Source organism: Streptomyces sp. DSM 118878 (assembly GCF_052936595.1).
Map to the genome: position 1 here is coordinate 3370611 of NZ_CP193622.1, position 15681 is coordinate 3386291.

Annotated in this window: 13 protein-coding genes; 5 read left to right on the top strand and 8 right to left on the bottom strand. The window is 72.1% G+C overall.

Going from position 1 to position 15681, the window contains the following annotated elements:
- Positions 1 to 96: 96 nt before the first annotated feature.
- The 3 genes from ACRAKF_RS14725 to ACRAKF_RS14735 form a co-directional block, all read right to left on the bottom strand.
- Positions 97 to 3834 (bottom strand): ABC transporter ATP-binding protein, encoded by a 3738-nt coding sequence (locus ACRAKF_RS14725; protein ID WP_447037557.1) that lies wholly within the window; start codon positions 3832 to 3834, stop codon positions 97 to 99.
- A 122-nt stretch (positions 3835 to 3956) separates the two neighbouring features.
- On the bottom strand, positions 3957 to 4862 hold the full coding sequence (locus tag ACRAKF_RS14730; RefSeq protein ID WP_447037558.1) for a serine hydrolase: 906 nt from the start codon (positions 4860 to 4862) through the stop codon (positions 3957 to 3959).
- A 122-nt stretch (positions 4863 to 4984) separates the two neighbouring features.
- Positions 4985 to 5338 (bottom strand): hypothetical protein, encoded by a 354-nt coding sequence (locus ACRAKF_RS14735; protein WP_447037559.1) that lies wholly within the window; start codon positions 5336 to 5338, stop codon positions 4985 to 4987.
- A gap of 147 nt (positions 5339 to 5485) precedes the next feature.
- Between ACRAKF_RS14735 and ACRAKF_RS14740 the strand changes: the two genes are divergently transcribed.
- The 3 genes from ACRAKF_RS14740 to ACRAKF_RS14750 are packed head-to-tail and all read left to right on the top strand — an operon-like array spanning position 5486 to position 6847.
- On the top strand, positions 5486 to 6280 hold the full coding sequence (locus ACRAKF_RS14740; RefSeq protein ID WP_447037560.1) for a helix-turn-helix domain-containing protein: 795 nt from the start codon (positions 5486 to 5488) through the stop codon (positions 6278 to 6280).
- Complete coding sequence (locus ACRAKF_RS14745; RefSeq protein WP_447037561.1) at positions 6273 to 6494, top strand: DUF397 domain-containing protein; 222 nt, start codon at positions 6273 to 6275, stop codon at positions 6492 to 6494. Before ACRAKF_RS14740 ends, ACRAKF_RS14745 begins: the two co-directional genes overlap by 8 nt.
- A gap of 44 nt (positions 6495 to 6538) precedes the next feature.
- Positions 6539 to 6847: a DUF397 domain-containing protein gene (locus tag ACRAKF_RS14750; RefSeq protein ID WP_447037562.1), complete on the top strand. Its 309-nt coding sequence runs from the start codon at positions 6539 to 6541 to the stop codon at positions 6845 to 6847.
- A 75-nt stretch (positions 6848 to 6922) separates the two neighbouring features.
- Here ACRAKF_RS14750 and ACRAKF_RS14755 read toward each other — a convergent pair whose 3' ends face one another.
- The 3 genes from ACRAKF_RS14755 to ACRAKF_RS14765 all read right to left on the bottom strand — a co-directional run bounded on the left by ACRAKF_RS14755 (position 6923) and on the right by ACRAKF_RS14765 (position 11200).
- The gene (locus ACRAKF_RS14755; RefSeq protein ID WP_447037563.1) at positions 6923 to 8608 is read right to left on the bottom strand and encodes a thiamine pyrophosphate-binding protein; all 1686 of its coding nucleotides are present in this window, start codon (positions 8606 to 8608) and stop codon (positions 6923 to 6925) included.
- The gene (gene speB, locus ACRAKF_RS14760) at positions 8605 to 9606 is read right to left on the bottom strand and encodes an agmatinase (protein WP_447037565.1); all 1002 of its coding nucleotides are present in this window, start codon (positions 9604 to 9606) and stop codon (positions 8605 to 8607) included. The genes ACRAKF_RS14755 and speB overlap by 4 nt, the downstream gene beginning before the upstream one ends.
- 112 nt (positions 9607 to 9718) lie before the next feature.
- A complete protein-coding gene (locus ACRAKF_RS14765) occupies positions 9719 to 11200 on the bottom strand; it encodes a sodium:solute symporter (RefSeq protein WP_447037566.1) in 1482 nt (493 codons plus the stop codon).
- A gap of 158 nt (positions 11201 to 11358) precedes the next feature.
- Between ACRAKF_RS14765 and ACRAKF_RS14770 the strand changes: the two genes are divergently transcribed.
- A complete protein-coding gene (locus ACRAKF_RS14770; protein WP_447037567.1) occupies positions 11359 to 12915 on the top strand; it encodes a PucR family transcriptional regulator in 1557 nt (518 codons plus the stop codon).
- An 89-nt stretch (positions 12916 to 13004) separates the two neighbouring features.
- Positions 13005 to 13802, top strand: coding sequence for a phosphatase (locus tag ACRAKF_RS14775; protein WP_447037568.1), 798 nt, complete (start codon positions 13005 to 13007; stop codon positions 13800 to 13802).
- Here ACRAKF_RS14775 and ACRAKF_RS14780 read toward each other — a convergent pair.
- Together ACRAKF_RS14780 and ACRAKF_RS14785 are read right to left on the bottom strand one after the other, a co-directional pair.
- Positions 13763 to 14755: a cation diffusion facilitator family transporter gene (locus tag ACRAKF_RS14780; protein ID WP_447037569.1), complete on the bottom strand. Its 993-nt coding sequence runs from the start codon at positions 14753 to 14755 to the stop codon at positions 13763 to 13765. The genes ACRAKF_RS14775 and ACRAKF_RS14780 overlap by 40 nt on opposite strands.
- A 20-nt stretch (positions 14756 to 14775) precedes the next feature.
- Positions 14776 to 15675, bottom strand: coding sequence for an acyl-CoA thioesterase (locus ACRAKF_RS14785; protein WP_447037570.1), 900 nt, complete (start codon positions 15673 to 15675; stop codon positions 14776 to 14778).
- Positions 15676 to 15681 lie beyond the last annotated feature (6 nt).

The following is a 15681-nucleotide window of genomic DNA, read 5'->3' on the forward strand; positions in this document are numbered from 1 at the left end:
CGCCCCTGCGGCATCAACGTACTGATGTACGGACGCGGCCCGCCGCCTCGCGGTTGCGGCCTCCCCCGGCTTTTCTCGACTTCCCCCCGGCCCCGCTCAGACGGCCTCGACCGGCTCCCCCACGAACGTGCGCCACAGCCGCGCGTACCGCCCGTCGAGGGCGAGCAGCTCCTCGTGCGTGCCGTCCTCGGCGACGCGTCCGCCGTCCATCACGACGACGCGGTCCGCGCGGGCGGCCGTGGTGAGCCGGTGGGCGACGACCAGGGTGGTGCGCTTGCCCGCGATGCGGTCGGTGGCCTGGTTGACCTGCGCCTCCGTGGCGAGGTCGAGCGCGGCGGTCGCCTCGTCGAGGAGCAGGATGTCGGGGTCGACCAGCTCGGCGCGGGCGAGCGCGATGAGCTGCCGCTGCCCGGCGGAGAGGTTGCGGCCCCGCTCGGTGACCTCGTGGAGGTAGCCGCCGTCCAGGGTGGCGATCATCTCGTGCGCGCCGACCGCGCGGGCGGCGGCCTCGACCTGGGCGTCGGTGGCGTCGGGACGCCCGTAGGCGATGGCGTCGCGGACGGTGCCCGCAAAGAGGTAGGCCTCCTGCGGGACGACGCCGAGGCGGTGGCGGTACGCGGTGAGGTCCAGGGAGCGCAGGTCGGTGCCGTCGACCGTGACCCGCCCGCTCGTCGGGTCGTAGAAGCGGGCGACCAGCTTGACCAGCGTGGACTTGCCCGCGCCGGTCTCGCCGACGAAGGCGACGGTCTGCCCGGCGGGTATCCGCAGCCGCACCTCGCTGAGGGCCTCCTCCTCGCCGGTGTAGGCGAAGCTGACGTCGTCGAAGGCGATCTCGCCGCGCAGCGAGGACACGCCGAGGGGCTCGTCGGCGGCCTTGGTCGAGGTCGGCTCCTGGAGCAGCTCCTGGATGCGGCCGAGCGAGACGGTGGCCTGCTGGTAGCCGTCGAAGACCTGGGAGAGCTGCTGGACGGGCGCGAAGAACAGGTCGATGTAGAGCAGGTACGCGACGAGCGCGCCGGTGGTCAGCGTGCCCGCCTCGACGCGGCCCGCGCCCACGACGAGGACGGCGACGACGGCGACGGACGACAGGAACTGCACGAACGGGAAGTACACCGAGATCAGCCACTGGCCGCGGATGCGGGCCTGGCGGTAGCTGTCGCTGCTCTCCGCGAACCGCTGGGCTCCCGAGCGCTCGCGCCGGAAGGCCTGCACGATGCGGAGCCCGGCCACGGACTCCTGGAGGTCGGCGTTGACGACGGAGACGCGCTCCCGCGCCAGTTCGTACGCCTTGACGCTCGACTTGCGGAAGAAGTACGTGCCGATGACCAGCAGCGGCAGCGTCGCGAAGACGACGAGGGCGAGCTCCACGTCGATGACGAGCAGGGCGACCATGATGCCGAAGAAGGTGACGACGGCGACGAAGGCGGTGACGAGCCCGGTCTGGAGGAACGTGGACAGCGCGTCCACGTCCGTGGTCATCCGGGTCATGATGCGCCCGGTCAGCTCCCGCTCGTAGTAGTCGAGCCCGAGCCGCTGGAGCTGCGCGAAGATCTTCAGCCGCAGCGAGTACAGGACCCGCTCGCCGGTGCGTCCCGTCATCCGCATCTCGCCGGTCTGTGCCGTCCACTGCACGACGACGGCGGCCAGCGCGAGACCGGACGCGGCCCAGACGGCACCCAGCGCGAGCTGGTTGACGCCCTCGTCGATGCCGTGCCGGATCAGGACGGGCAGCAGCAGCCCCATGCCCGCGTCGACGGCGACGAGCAGCAGGCTGACCAGCAGGGGGCGGCCGAACCCGGCGAGCAGCCTGCGCAGGCCGTAGGACTTCTCGGGCGTGACGGCCCGCGCCTCGTCGATGCCGGGCTTGTCGTCGGCCGGGGGCAGCGCGTCGACCTGGGCGAGCAGCTCGGGCGTGGACGGCATGCCGGAGAGCGCGGTGTCCTTCGGCTCCCTGTCACCGGTCCACAGGGCGGGCGTGATGCCGCGCTCGGCGTCGAACTCGGCGTCGAGCTCGTCGCGTACGGAGGTGTCCTCGGGCAGGTCGGCGGGGAGCGCGTGGCCGGGCGAGACGCCGCCCAGCTCGTCGGGGTCGGTGAGCAGCCGCCGGTAGAGGGGCGAGCGCTCCTCCAGCTCCGCGTGGGTGCCGAGGTCGGCGAGGCGCCCGTCGTCCAGGACGGCGATGCGGTCGGCGAGGTTGAGGGTGGAGCGGCGGTGGGCGATGAGCAGGGTCGTACGCCCCGCCATGACGCCGCGCAGCGCCTCGTGGATCTCGTGCTCGACGCGGGCGTCGACGGCGGAGGTGGCGTCGTCGAGGACGAGGAGGCGGGGGTCGGTGAGGATGGCGCGGGCGAGCGCGATGCGCTGGCGCTGGCCGCCGGAGAGGGTGAGCCCCTGCTCGCCGACCTTGGTGTCGTAGCCCTCGGGCAGCTCGGAGATGAACCGGTGGGCCTGGGCGGCCCTGGCCGCGGTCTCGATCTGCTCCCGGGTGGCCTCGGGGTGGCCGTAGGCGATGTTCGTGCCGACGGTGTCGGAGAAGAGGAAGGAGTCCTCGGGCACGAGCCCGATGGCCGCGCGCAGGGAGCCGAGGGTCAGCTCACGCACGTCGTGGCCGCCGATGAGGACGGCGCCGTGGGTCACGTCGTAGAAGCGCGGCAGGAGCAGCGAGACGGTCGACTTGCCGCTGCCGGAGGAGCCGACGACGGCGAGCGTCTCGCCGGGGGCGATCTGGAAGGAGAGGCCGTCGAGGACGGGCCTGTCGTCCTCGTAGCCGAAGCCGACGTCGTCGAACTCGACGGTGGCGGGAGCGTCGGCGGGCAGTTCCTTGGTCCCGTCACTCATGCTCGGCTCGGTGTCGATGAGCTCCAGGACGCGCTCGACGCCCGCGCGGGCCTGCTGGCCGACGGTGAGGACCATGGCGAGCATCCGTACGGGTCCGACGAGCTGCGCGAGGTAGGTGGAGAAGGCGACGAACGTGCCGAGCGTGATCTCCCCGCGCACGGCGAGCCAGCCGCCGAGGGCCAGCATGGCGACCTGGCCGAGCATGGGGACGGCCTGGAGGGCGGGGGTGTACCGGGAGTTGAGTTTGACGGTCCGCAGCCGCCCCGCGAAGAGCTTGCGGCTCACTTCCCGCAGCTTGCCGGTCTCCTGGTCCTCCTGGCCGAAGCCCTTCACCACGCGTACGCCGCTGACGGAGCCGTCGACCACTCCGGCGACGGCGGCGGCCTGGGCCTGCGCGTACCAGGTGGCGGGGTGCAGGCGGGAGCGGGAGCGGCGGGCGATGAACCAGAGGGCGGGGGCGACGGCGAGGGCGACGAGGGTGAGCGGCAGCGAGAGCCACGCCATGATCGCGAGGGAGATCACGAAGAGCAGGATGTTGCCGATGGTCATCGGCAGCATGAAGAGCAGGCCCTGGATGAGCTGGAGGTCGCTGGTCGCGCGGCCGACGACCTGCCCGGTGGACAGCTCGTCCTGCCGCCGCCCGTCGAGCCTGGTGATCGTCCCGTACATCTCGGTGCGCAGGTCGTGCTGGACGTCGAGGGCTAGCCGGCCGCCGTAGTAGCGGCGGACGTAGGTGGCTATGTACACGAGGACGGCCGCGCCGATCAGCGCGCCGGCCCATGGGCCCATGGAACGGCCGCCGCCCTGCCCGTCCTCCCCGATCACATCATCGATGATCACCTTGGTGATCAGCGGTACGAGGGCCATGACGGCCATGCCGACGAGCGAGGAGCCGAGCGCGAGCACGACGTCCTTCGGGTACCGCCACGCATACCCGGTGAGCCTCTTGGCCCAGCCCTTCGCCTCCGGGCCGGACCCGCCCCGTTCCTCCGCCACGTGCTGCCTCCCGTAGACCTGACCTGCCGAGAGGCCCAACGCGGCAGGGTGCGGATTTCATCCCGCCGCAACAAATCGGTGCCGGTGTCAGATGCCGGAGGCGTGGCGCCGGGCCCTGGGACCTAGGTCGTCGCCAGGTCCTTGTGGATGACCTTGGCCACGCCCTGGATGGTGGCGACGCCGTAGTTCATGGTGCTGTTGCCGTGACTGAGCACGGACATCGTGTAGTCGTGGCCGCCGCCCTTGAACGTGCCGATGCTGTGCACGCGCCAGCCGTGCGTCGACCGCTTGAGCCAGCCGTTCTTGACGTGCGTCGAGACGCCGGACGGCGCGCCGGCGGGGGTGCCCCAGCGCTGCGAGGGAATCACCTTGCCCATCAGCTTCAGGACGTACGAGCGGGAGGCGCTGGTCAGGACGGTGTTCTCGCCGGTGAAGAGGGCGAGGAGCTTCTCCTCATCCGTGGCGTTTATTCGGGTGAGCCCCCAGGTGCCGCCCGCGCCGGGCGCCGTCCGGGTCATCTCGGCGGCCCCGAGGAAGCCCTTCACCTTGGCCGCGCCGAGCTGACGCCAGAGCGTGGTGGTGGCCGCGTTGTCGGACTTGGTGATCATGGCGGTGGCGAGGTTCTTCTCGCGGGACGACAGCGTCCGGCCACTCTTCTGGGCATCCCACAGGAGCGTGGCGAGGACGGTCGCCTTGACGACGCTGGCCGAGTCGAACGAGGCGGTCGCCCGCAGGGTGCAGGTGGTGTGTGTGGCCCGGTCGTGGAGGCCGACCGCGACGGTCCCCTTGCGGTTCTTCAGGGCGGCCGTGATGTCCTTGGTCAGCTTGGCGGAGAGACCGGCCTGCGCGGAGGCGCAGGCCGCCTTGGGTGCGGTGGCGGCTGCGGGCCTTGGGGCGGCTGTGGGCCTTGCGGCGGCTGCGGCGGGCGTGACGGCGGCGGCCGCGCCGAGCGGCACGAGCACTCCGGCGGCGAGGCCCGCCGAGAGCACGCGGGCACGCCTGGATATCCCGGATGCCGGGTGAGTCATGAAAGCTTTCCGTTCCCTCGGGTCCGTACTGGACCCCCCCAGGTCCGTACAAGCGCGCCCCCCGGCACGCTCGCCACGCATGACTCACGGGTGCCGGTGAGGGTTGCACGAAAGGGGGAAGGCTATCCCAAATCCTCCTCGCGGTCACCGTCGCCGTCGTGAGCGGGTACGGGCAGGCGGGCCCCACGGCTGCGTGCGATACGGGTCACATCCCGCAGGGACTCGGCCAGGCGGGCGGCCAGGTAGCGGAGTTGGGGCGCGGTGGCCTTCGGGTCGCCGGTCAGGGCGTCGGCGTGCCCGAGGATGTCGTCGGCCATACCGAGCTGGACGGTTTCCATGTTGTCGGCGACACGGGAAACGAGGCCGGTTCCGTCGCCGATGAGGTAGCAGGGGTTGCCGTCGGGGGTGACCCAGGGGAGCAGCCGGGGGGCCGCCTCGACGCCATGCGCGCCGAGACCGGTGATGTGGCACGACATTTCTTCGACTCCCGAGGGTTCGTGGTGGGGATGCGCGGCCTCGCCTACGCACCTCTGTGTAGCGATCCACTCACAGAGTGAGACGACTCGGACTACTGTCACCAGGGGGTGGCGCGTGACGAAGCGCCGGTCACAGGGGAGTTGACGTTGAGTAACATCTATGGGGAATGGCTGAGGGCCCAGCGGGAAGCGGCCGGGCTCACGCAGCAGGAGCTGGCCGACATGGCGCTCATGACCCGTTCGCACATCGCGCACATCGAGGCGGGCCGCCGCATTCCCTCCAAGGAGGACGCCCGGCGGCTGGACATGGCGCTGGGCACGGGCAATGTACTGAGCAGCTTCCTGCCGAACGACGACATGGCAGTGGCGGAGTACTTCGAGACGGCGCTGCAACTCGAACAACAGGCGACGATGATCCGGGAGTTCGCGTTGTCGTTCATCCCCGGCATCCTCCAGACGGAAAGGTACGCACGCGCGGTTCTGGGCACGTCGTTCCCTCCAGTGGGTGCAGAGGAATGCGACCGACTCGTTGTCACACGCCTCGACCGCGCGACGGTCCTTGAGAATCCCGTGACGCCCGTAGTGTGGGTGTTGCTCGATGAGGCGGTGCTGCGTCGGGTTGTTGGTGGCCCCGGCGTAATGGCGGAGCAGCTACGGCATGTCATCCACTTGATGGAGGCCCAGCGAATCCGGGCGTACGTATTGCCCTGCGGGCTCGGTGCACATCCACTGATGCAGAGCATGCTCACCCTGATGAAGTTTGAAGACCAGCCTCCGGTGGCCTACTCCGAAGGCATCCACGTAGGCAAGGTTCACGACTCCCCCGCCGTGGTCGACAGGCTCGAAGGGGCCTACGATCTCGCGCTGGGCGACGCGATGCCGCTCAAGGAGTCACTGGCTCTACTGAGGGCGACAGCAAAGGACTACGAACACCGTGACTGAACGCATCATCCCGGACGCTTCCATACTGGCCGACTGGCGGAAGTCGACGTACAGCGGCAACGAAGGCGGCAGCTGCGTCGAGGTACTGGACAGCTACCCCGCGGGCATACCCGTACGTGACTCCAAGGCACCGCACGGTCCCGCCCTGGTCTTCGCCCCGGCGGGCTGGTCCTCGTTCGTGAGGGCAATCAAGGCCGGACAGCTCACCGGCTGAGGTGAGCTGCCTGATGCGGGCGACAGCAAAGGACTACGACCACCATGACTGAACGCATCATCCCGAACGCCTCCACACTGACCGGCTGGCGCAAGTCGACGTACAGCAACGACCAGGCCGGCAGCTGCGTCGAGGTACTCGACAACTACCCGGCAGCCGTCCCCGTCGGCTGGCGCAAGTCGACGCACAGCGGCAGCGAAGGCGGCAGCTGCGTCGAGGTCCTGGACAACTACCCGGCAGCCGTCCCCGTCCGCGACTCCAAGGCGCCGCACGGTCCCGCCCTGGTCTTCGCCCCGGCGGGCTGGTCCGCGTTCGTGACGGCGCTCAAGACCGACTGGCCGAGCCGAGGCTGAATTGCAGAAAAATCCCATGCCCTCGCGCCCTGACCTGGGCTTTCGCTATGGCGGACTGGGATTTTTCTGCAACCCCTACACATGCGTCGGCGCGAACATCCGCAGCACCGCCGGGAGCACCACCACCGAAGGGCCCGGCTCGGCCAGTGCCTTCGTCAGGTCGGCCCGGAGCGTTTCCGGGGAGGACCGCACGCCGGGCACCCCGAAGGATTCCGCGAGGGCGACGAAGTCGGGCCGCGTCAGTTCCGTGGCGCTCGCCTCGCCGAACGCGTCGGACATGTACTCGCGCAGGATGCCGTAGCCCCCGTCGTCGACGATCAGCCAGGTGACGTTCAGCCCGTACTGCCTGGCCGTCGCCAGTTCCGCTATCGAGTACATCGCCCCGCCGTCGCCCGAGACCGCGAGGACCGGGTGGGAGGGGTCCGCGACCGCCGCGCCGAGGGCGGCGGGGAAGCCGTAGCCCAGGCCGCCCGCGCCCTGCGCCGAGTGCATGGTGTTGGGGCGCCGCGCGTCGAAGGCGGACCAGGCCCAGTAGGCGAGGATCGTCATGTCCCAGAAGGACGGCGACGCGTCGGGGAGGGCCTCGCGGACGGCGGCGAGGACCTGCTGCTCCAGGGTGAGGTCCTGGGCGGCGATCCGCTCGCGGACCTTCGACAGGACCGTCGTGACCCGCTCGGGGGCCCCGGGATCCTCCCTCGGCGCCTCGATGGTCTCCAGGAGCGCGGACAGGGCGAGCCTGGCGTCCGCGTGGATACCGAGCGCCGGGTGGTTGGACTCCAGCTTGCCCGCGTCCGCCTCGATCTGGATGACCCGGCCGCGCGGGGCGAACGTGTGGTAGTTCGACGACAGCTCGCCGAGGCCCGAACCGACCACAAGCAGGACGTCCGCCTCCTCCAGGAAGTCCGTGGTGTGGCGGTCCTCCAGCCAGGACTGGAGCGACAGCGGGTGCTCCCAGGGGAAGGCACCCTTGCCGCCGAAGGTCGTGACGACGGGCGCGTTCACCAGCTCCGCGAGGGCGAGGAGCTTGCCGCTCGCGTCGGAGCGCACCACGCCGCCGCCCGCGATGATCGCCGGGCGCTCGGCCCGGGACAGCAGGTCGGCCGCGACCGCGGTCAGCTCGGGGCGTGGCACGACCTCATCGGGCGTGGCGTCCATGGCCGTGACCACGGGGAGCGAGGTCGGAGCGAGCAGCACGTCCTGCGGGATCTCCACCCAGACCGGGCCGTGCGGCGCGGTCAGCGCCGATTCCCAGGCCGCGGCGATCGCGGAGGGGATCTGCGAGGCCGTCCGGACCGTGTGGACGGACTTCACGATGTCCCGGAAGGACGCCTGCTGATCGCGGAGCTCGTGGAGGTAACCGTGGCGGCCGCCGCCGAGCCCGGCCACCGGGACCTGGCTGCCGATCGCGAGGACCGGCGAGGAGCCCGCCGCCGCCTCCTGGAGCGCGGCGAGCGAGGTCAGCGCGCCGGGCCCGGTGGACAGGAGCAGCGGGGCGACCTCGCCCGTGATCCTGCCGTACGCGTCCGCCGCGAACCCCGTGTTGTTCTCGACGCGCAGCCCCACGTACGACAGCGAGGAGCGGCGCAGGGCGTCGAACATGCCGAGGGCGTGCTGGCCCGGCAGGCCGAAGACCGTCGTCGCGCCGAGGCCGTGGAGGGTCTCCACGACGAGGTCGCCGCCGTTGCGCCCCGCGGGCGGGTTCAGGGCCGCCTGCGTCTGCGCGGCGGTGGGCCGCAGGACGACGTCGTGGTCGTGCGTCACTTGGCCGCGCTCCCCTCGGTGGTCCGGCGGGCCTCCGCGATCTGGCGGGACATGATCGTCGTCAGTTCATACGCGGTGTGGGAGGCGGCGACCGCCGTGATCTCCGCGTGGTCGTAGGCCGGGGCGACCTCGACGACGTCGGCCGAGACGAGGTTGCAGGAGGCGAGGCCGCGCAGGATCTCCAGGAGCTCGCGGGAGGTCATGCCGCCCGCCTCGGGGGTGCCGGTGCCGGGGGCGTGGGCCGGGTCCAGGCAGTCGATGTCGATCGAGATGTACAGCGGGCGGTCGCCTATGCGCCGGCGGAGCTGGTCGGCGACCTCGTCCGCGCCGCGGCGGTAGACGTCCGCCGAGGTGACGATGCCGAAGCCCATCTTCTCGTCGTCGGTGAGGTCCTTCTTGCCGTACAGCGGGCCGCGCGTGCCGACGTGGGAGAGCGCCTCGGTGTCGAGGATGCCCTCCTCGACGGCCCTGCGGAACGGCGTGCCGTGGGTGTACTCCGCGCCGAAGTAGGTGTCCCAGGTGTCCAGGTGGGCGTCGAAGTGCAGCAGGGCGACCGGGCCGTGCTTCTTGGCGACCGAGCGGAGCAGCGGCAGGGCGATGGTGTGGTCGCCGCCGAGGGTCATCATGCGGGCGCCGGAGCCGAGCAGGTCGTCGGCGGCGGCCTCGATCGTCTCCACCGCTTCGTTGATGTTGAACGGGTTCGCGGCTATGTCGCCCGCGTCGGCGACCTGGGCGAGCGCGAAGGGCGAGGCGTCCTGCGCGGGGTTGTAGGGCCGCAGGAGGCGGGAGGCCTCGCGGATCGCGTTGCCGCCGAAGCGGGCGCCCGGGCGGTAGGAGACGCCGGAGTCGAAGGGCACGCCGACCACCGCGATGTCCGTCCTGCCGCCGACCTCGTCGAGGCGGGGCAGCCGCGCGTACGTCGCCGGTCCCGCGTACCGGGGGATGCGGGACGAGTCGACGGGGCCGCGGGGGGTCGTCGGGGTCTCGGCGCTGATCATGGTCGGTTTTCCTCCTGCTGGTGCGAGTGCGGCGCGCGGTGCTGTGCAGGCACGCCGCGGGTACTGCGTTTCGAGTGTCGCGCGGCCCACTGACATCGGGCCGCGCGAAGATCTAGACGGTCACCGGAGCATCCGCCTCCGGCTCCGCGCCCCGCCCGGCCAGGCGTTCGCGCCAGGCGGCGAGGACCGCGGCGTCGGTGGGCCTGGTGGCGAGGGAGACCGCGACGTACACGGCGAGGGAGATCAAAAGGCCGTAGTAGACGGGCTCGTTGGCGAGGATGCCGTACCCCCACATGAGGGCGATGACGGACAGACCGCCGGTGGTCACAGCCGCGAGCGCGCCCGCCGCCGTGCCGCGCCGCCACAGCAGTCCGCCGAGGATCGGCACGAGCAGGCCGGCGACGAGCAGGTTGTAGGCGACGGTCAGGGCCTGGACGACGTCGTTGAGCGCGATGGCGATGAGGATCACGGCGACGCCCATGGCGAGGATGAAGACACGGTTGCCCCTGACCTCGTCACGCGCCTCGTCGTGCGCCCCTTCTCCCGTGCCCGCGCCGGGCTTCACGACGCCCCGCAGCCGCGACCAGATGTCGTTGTTGGCGACGGTCGCGCAGGCGATGAGGGCGCCGGAGGACGTCGACATCACGGCGGCGAGCGCGGCGGCGAGGACGAGGCCCCGTACGCCCATGGGCAGTTCGTCCTTGACGATGGTCGCGAACGCGGCGTCGGCGCTCGGCAGCTTCGGGTACATGACCTTGGCCGCCGTACCGATGACGGCGCCCGCGACGGCGTAGACCAGGCAGTAGGTGCCGGCGACGGTCCCTCCGTAGCGGGCGACCCTGTCACTGCGCGCGGTGAAGACGCGCTGCCAGATGTCCTGCCCGATGAGCATCCCGAAGGTGTAGATCAGCACGTACGTGAAGATCGTCTCGCCGCCGATGCCCAGCGGGTCGAAGTACTCGGTGGGCAGCTTCGCCTTCATCTCGCTGAAGCCGCCGGCCTTGACGACGGCGATGGGCAGCAGCAGGAGCAGCACGCCGATGGTCTTCACCACGAACTGCACCATGTCGGTGAGCGTGATGGACCACATGCCGCCGAGCGTGGAGTACGCGACGACGATCGAGCCGCCGAGGATGATCGCGACCGTGCGGTTCATGTCGAACAGGACGTCGAAGATCGTGGCGTACGCGATGGTCGACGTGACCGCGAGCATCAGCGTGTACGCCCACATGACCACTCCGGAGATGACGCCCGCGCGCCCTCCGTAGCGCAGGTCGAGCATCTCGGAGACGGTGTAGACCTTCAGGCGGGCGATGCGGGCCGAGAAGAAGACGCTCAGCGCGAGCAGCCCCAGGCCGATGGTGAAGACCATCCAGGCGCCGGAGAGGCCGTACTGGTAGCCGAGGCCGACGCCGCCGATGGTGGAGGCGCCGCCGAGGACGATGGCGGCCATGGTGCCGGAGTACATCCACGGCCCGAGGCGGCGCCCGGCGACGAGGAACTCGCTCTTGGACTTGGCGCGGCGCATGCCCCACCAGCCCATGGCCAGCATCCCGGCGAGATAGACGACGATCACTGTGTAGTCGACGGCCATATGGGGCCTCCTTCGCGCACCTCGGTGGCGTGTCGTGCAGATGGGGGTGAGGACCGCCGCGGGGACATCCGCCCGTACCCGCGGCTGTGGTCGGCACGACCCTAGGTGGCCGGAAAGCAACGCTGAAGTGTACGTTTCCTCCACTCCTCGCGATCGAGATGGATGGAACGTCCACCATGGCCGACCCCGCAGCGCACGCCACCCCGGCGGCCCCCGCCGCTCCCCCGACCCCGCCGGTCCCGCTCGCCGCCCTCCTGGCCCACGCCGACCTGGGGCTGCGGCAGATCGCGGGCCCCGACGCGCGGGCGGCGGCCACGGCCGTGCAGTGGGTGCACACCTCGGAGATGCCGGACCCCTACCCGTACCTGCTCGGGGGCGAGCTGCTCCTGACCGCGGGCGTGCACATCGCCGACCCCGCGGCCCCCGACGGCTCCCTCGACGCCTACGTGTCCCGCATCGTCGCCGCGGGCGGCGCGGCCCTCGGCTTCGGCGTGGCGCCGGTCCACGACACGGTGCCGCGCGCCCTGGTGGAGGCCTGCGAACGGCACGGGCTGCCGCTCGTCGAGGTGCCGCAGCGCACCACGTTCAGCGGCGTCGCGCGCGCGGTGTGGCGCCTGATGGCCGAGGCCCGCCACGCCGAGCTGCGCCGGGTCACCCAGGCGCAGCAGGGCCTCGCGACGGCGGCTGCGCGGCCCGACCCGGTCTCCGCGGTCCTGCGCCAGCTCGCGGCACGGCTCGGCGGGCTCGCCGCGCTGTACGGGCCCGACGGCGCCGAGCTCCAGGCGGCGGGGCGGACGCCGGACGCGGCGCACGAGGCGCTGCGGGAGCTGACCGGGGTCGTGCGGCGGGGCGCTCCGGCGGCCCCCGCGTCCGCCGCCGACACGGCCGGGGGCGTCCACCTCGCCGCCTACGCGCTCGGGGGCGGCCGCGGCTTCGCCCTCGCCACCGCCACGGAGCGCCGCGAGCCCGGGGACCACACCATCGCGGGGGCGGCGGTCGTCCTGCTCTCGCTGCTCACCGGGGAGCACCAGGGGGCATCCGAGGCCTCCCGCTCGGCGGCCCTCGTACGGCTGCTGCTCGGGACGGCACCGGAGGAGGTGGCACCGCTCCTGGACGGCGGCCCCTGGACCGTGGTCCACGCGCGCGTGGCGCACGGCGGGGCCGCTGGAGCCGGGGCCGGGACGGGAGCCGGGGCCGGGCGTCTCTCTCTTGGCGCCTCCGCGCTCGCCGCGGCGCTCGGCACCGCTCTCGTCGATCCGGACGGCCCCGAAGGGGCGGTGCGCCTGCTCGTCCCCGCCGACCGCGAGCCCGCGCCCGCCGACGGCTGGGTGCTCGGCGTCTCCGCCGCGGCCCAGCCCGCCGGACTCGGCGCCGCCGACGCCCAGGCCGCCCGCGCCCTGCGCCGCGCGGAGGCCACCCGCCGCCCCCTCGTACGCCACCACGCGAACGGCATCGCCGCCCTGGTCGCCCCCGCGGAGGCCGACGCCCACGCGCGCGTGCTGCTCGCCCCGATCGCCGGCAACGCGTCCCTGCCCCTGACCCTGCGCACCTGGCTCTCCCTGCACGGCAACTGGGACCGCACGGCGGTGGCGCTGGAGGTGCACAGGAACACGGTCCGGCAGCGGATCAGCCGCTGCGCGGCACTTCTGGAGGCGGACCTGGACGACCCCGACGTCCGTATGGAGCTGTGGTTCGCGCTGACCAGGGACGCGTGAGGGGCCCCGTCAGGGGCACGGGAAACCCGCGAGCCACGCCGCCCCCACGCCCCGAATCCCTCCCAAGCGCGGAGCACTCGTCCCGCACAATGGAGGGCATGCCGATACCCAGCCGCGCCGCGCTTATAGAGCACCTCGTCCGCACCCGCATCGCGGGAGACGTCGCCACGCCACGCGAGAACAACCTCAGCCATTACAGGAAGCTCGCGAACGGCGACCGCCACTACTGGCTCGGTCTGGAACTCGGCGAGCGCTGGACCGACGAGCAGGACGTCCTCGCGGTGATGGCCGAGCGCTGCGGGGTCATCGACGACCCGGAGTACCGGTTCGGCCAGGACACCATCGACCCGGAGCTGACGGTCGCCGCCCTGGAGCGCATGGCCGCCCGCCTGCGCAAGGCCGCCGAGGCCAAGGAGAGCGTCCTCTTCGCCACCGGCCACCCCGGCGGCCTGCTCGACGTGCACCGCGCCACGGCCGCCGCCCTGCGCGCGGCGGGCTGCGAGATCGTGGTGATCCCCGAGGGCCTCATGGCCGACGAGGGCATGGTCTTCCAGTTCGCGGACGTCGCGGTCCTGGAGCGCGGCGCGACGCTGTGGCACACCCACTCCCCCGAGCCGATGAACGCGATCCTGGACGGCCTGGAGCGCGAGGGCCGCCCGCAGCCCGGCCTGGTCGTCGCCGACCACGGCTGGGCGGGCCGGGCGGGCCAGCGCGGCCTGGACTCCGTCGGCTACGCGGACTGCAACGACCCCGCGCTGTTCATCGGCGAGGCCGAGGGCACGGTGCAGGTCACGGTCCCGCTGGACGACCACGTGACGAGCCCCCGGCACTACGACCCGATGACGGCCTACCTGCTCGACGCGGCGGGGCTCTCCGGCGGCTCCTGAGCAGAGCCCGGCGTCGGGTCCAGGTACACGCGCCGGACCGCGGGGAAGCGCTCCCGGACGCGGCGCGCCATGGAGTCGCAGGCCCGCTCGACGTCCGCGGCCGAGTACGTGTCCCGGAAGTCGACCTTGGCGGCGACCAGGGCCTCCTCGGGGCCCTGGAGCAGCGTGGTCAGCTCGATGACGTCCACCACGTGCGGGTCGGCGAGGAGTTCCGCGCGGATCGCCGCCCGCATCTCCGCGGGCAGCGGTCGCCCGATGAGCAGCTCGGAGTTGGCGTGGCCGAGGACCCAGGCCACGTACACGAGCAGGACGCCGATGCAGAGCGAGGCGACGCCGTCCCAGACACCGGACCCGGTGAGCTGCCCGGCGAAAAGCCCGGCCGCGGCGAGCAGGAGGCCCGCGAGCGCCGCCGAGTCCTCCATCACGACGGCCTTGACCGCGGTGTCGGGCGTGTGGCGCAGATAGCGCTTGAGCCGCACCCCGAGGCGGTCGGCCTCACCGCGGGCCTGCTTGAGGCCGGTCCGCAGGGAGTAGCCCTCCAGGACGAAGGCGACGGCGAGCACGAGGTACGAGATGAGCGGGTCGCCCGGGTCCTCGCGGTGCGTCAGGGTGTGGACGCCGTCGTACACGGCGAAGACGCCGCCGCCCACGAAGGTGGCGACGGAGGCGAGCAGCGCCCAGATGTAGCGGGCCCCTCCGTAGCCGAGGGGGTGCTCCTCGTCGGCGGGCCGGTCGCTCGCCTTCAGGGAGACCAGCAGCATCAGCTCCGTGACGGTGTCGGCGACGGAGTGCGCCGCTTCGGAGAGCATGGCGCTGGAGCCGCTGATGACGCCCGCCACGGCCTTGGCGAGCGCGATTCCCAGGTTGGCGACGGCGGCGACGACGACCGTGGTGGTGCTCTCGCCGCCCCCGCCGCTCTCGCCGTTGTCCTGCTGTTCCACTTGCTCCGACATGTATCGGACGGTATGTCCGATCAGCGGGGAACGCGAACGACGCCCTCCTGGATGACCGTCACGGCGAGCCGTCCGTCCCGCGTCCAGATCCGCGCCTGGCCGAGGCCGCGCCCGCCGGAGGCCGACGGCGACTCCTGGTCGTACAGGAGCCATTCGTCGGCGCGGAAGGGGCGGTGGAACCACATGGCGTGGTCGAGCGAGGCGCCGACGACGTCACCGACCGCCCAGCCGCCCCGGCCGTGCGCGAGGAGCACGGAGTCGAGCAGCGTCATGTCGGAGACGTACGTGGCGAGACAGACGTGCAGCAGGGAGTCGTCGTCGAGTTTGCCGTCGGCCCTGAACCACACCTGGGAGCGCGGCTCGCGCGGCTGTCCGACGGTGCCCCAGGGCGGCACGTCGGCGTAGCGCAGGTCGACGGCCGCGCGGGCCTCGACGAGCCGCTCGGCGACGTGCGGCGGCAGGTGGCGCGGCAGCATCTCGGCGGCCGTGGGCAGCGTCTCCGGGTCCGGCGCGTCCGGCATCACCGCCTGGTGCTCCAGGCCCTCCTCGTACGTCTGGAAGGACGCGGAGAGGTGGAAGATCGGCTGCCCGTGCTGGACGGCGACGACGCGGCGCGTGGTGAAGGAGCGGCCGTCGCGGATGCGGTCGACGGTGTAGACGATGGGCGCGCCCGGGTCTCCGGGGCGCAGGAAGTACGCGTGCAGGGAGTGGGCATGAGGGCCTCCCCCGCTGGAGCGAGGCCGAGAGCTCGGGGAACGGTCGCCCGGGACGGTGCGTCCGGCGGCGACGAGGGCCTGTGCGGCGACCTGGCCGCCGAAGACGCGGGGCACGAGCGCCGAGCGGCTCATGCCCCGGAAGATGTCCTCCTCGATCTGCTCCAGGTCGAGCAGAGCGAGGAGGTCCTCAAGTGCCTGGTTCATGAAGGT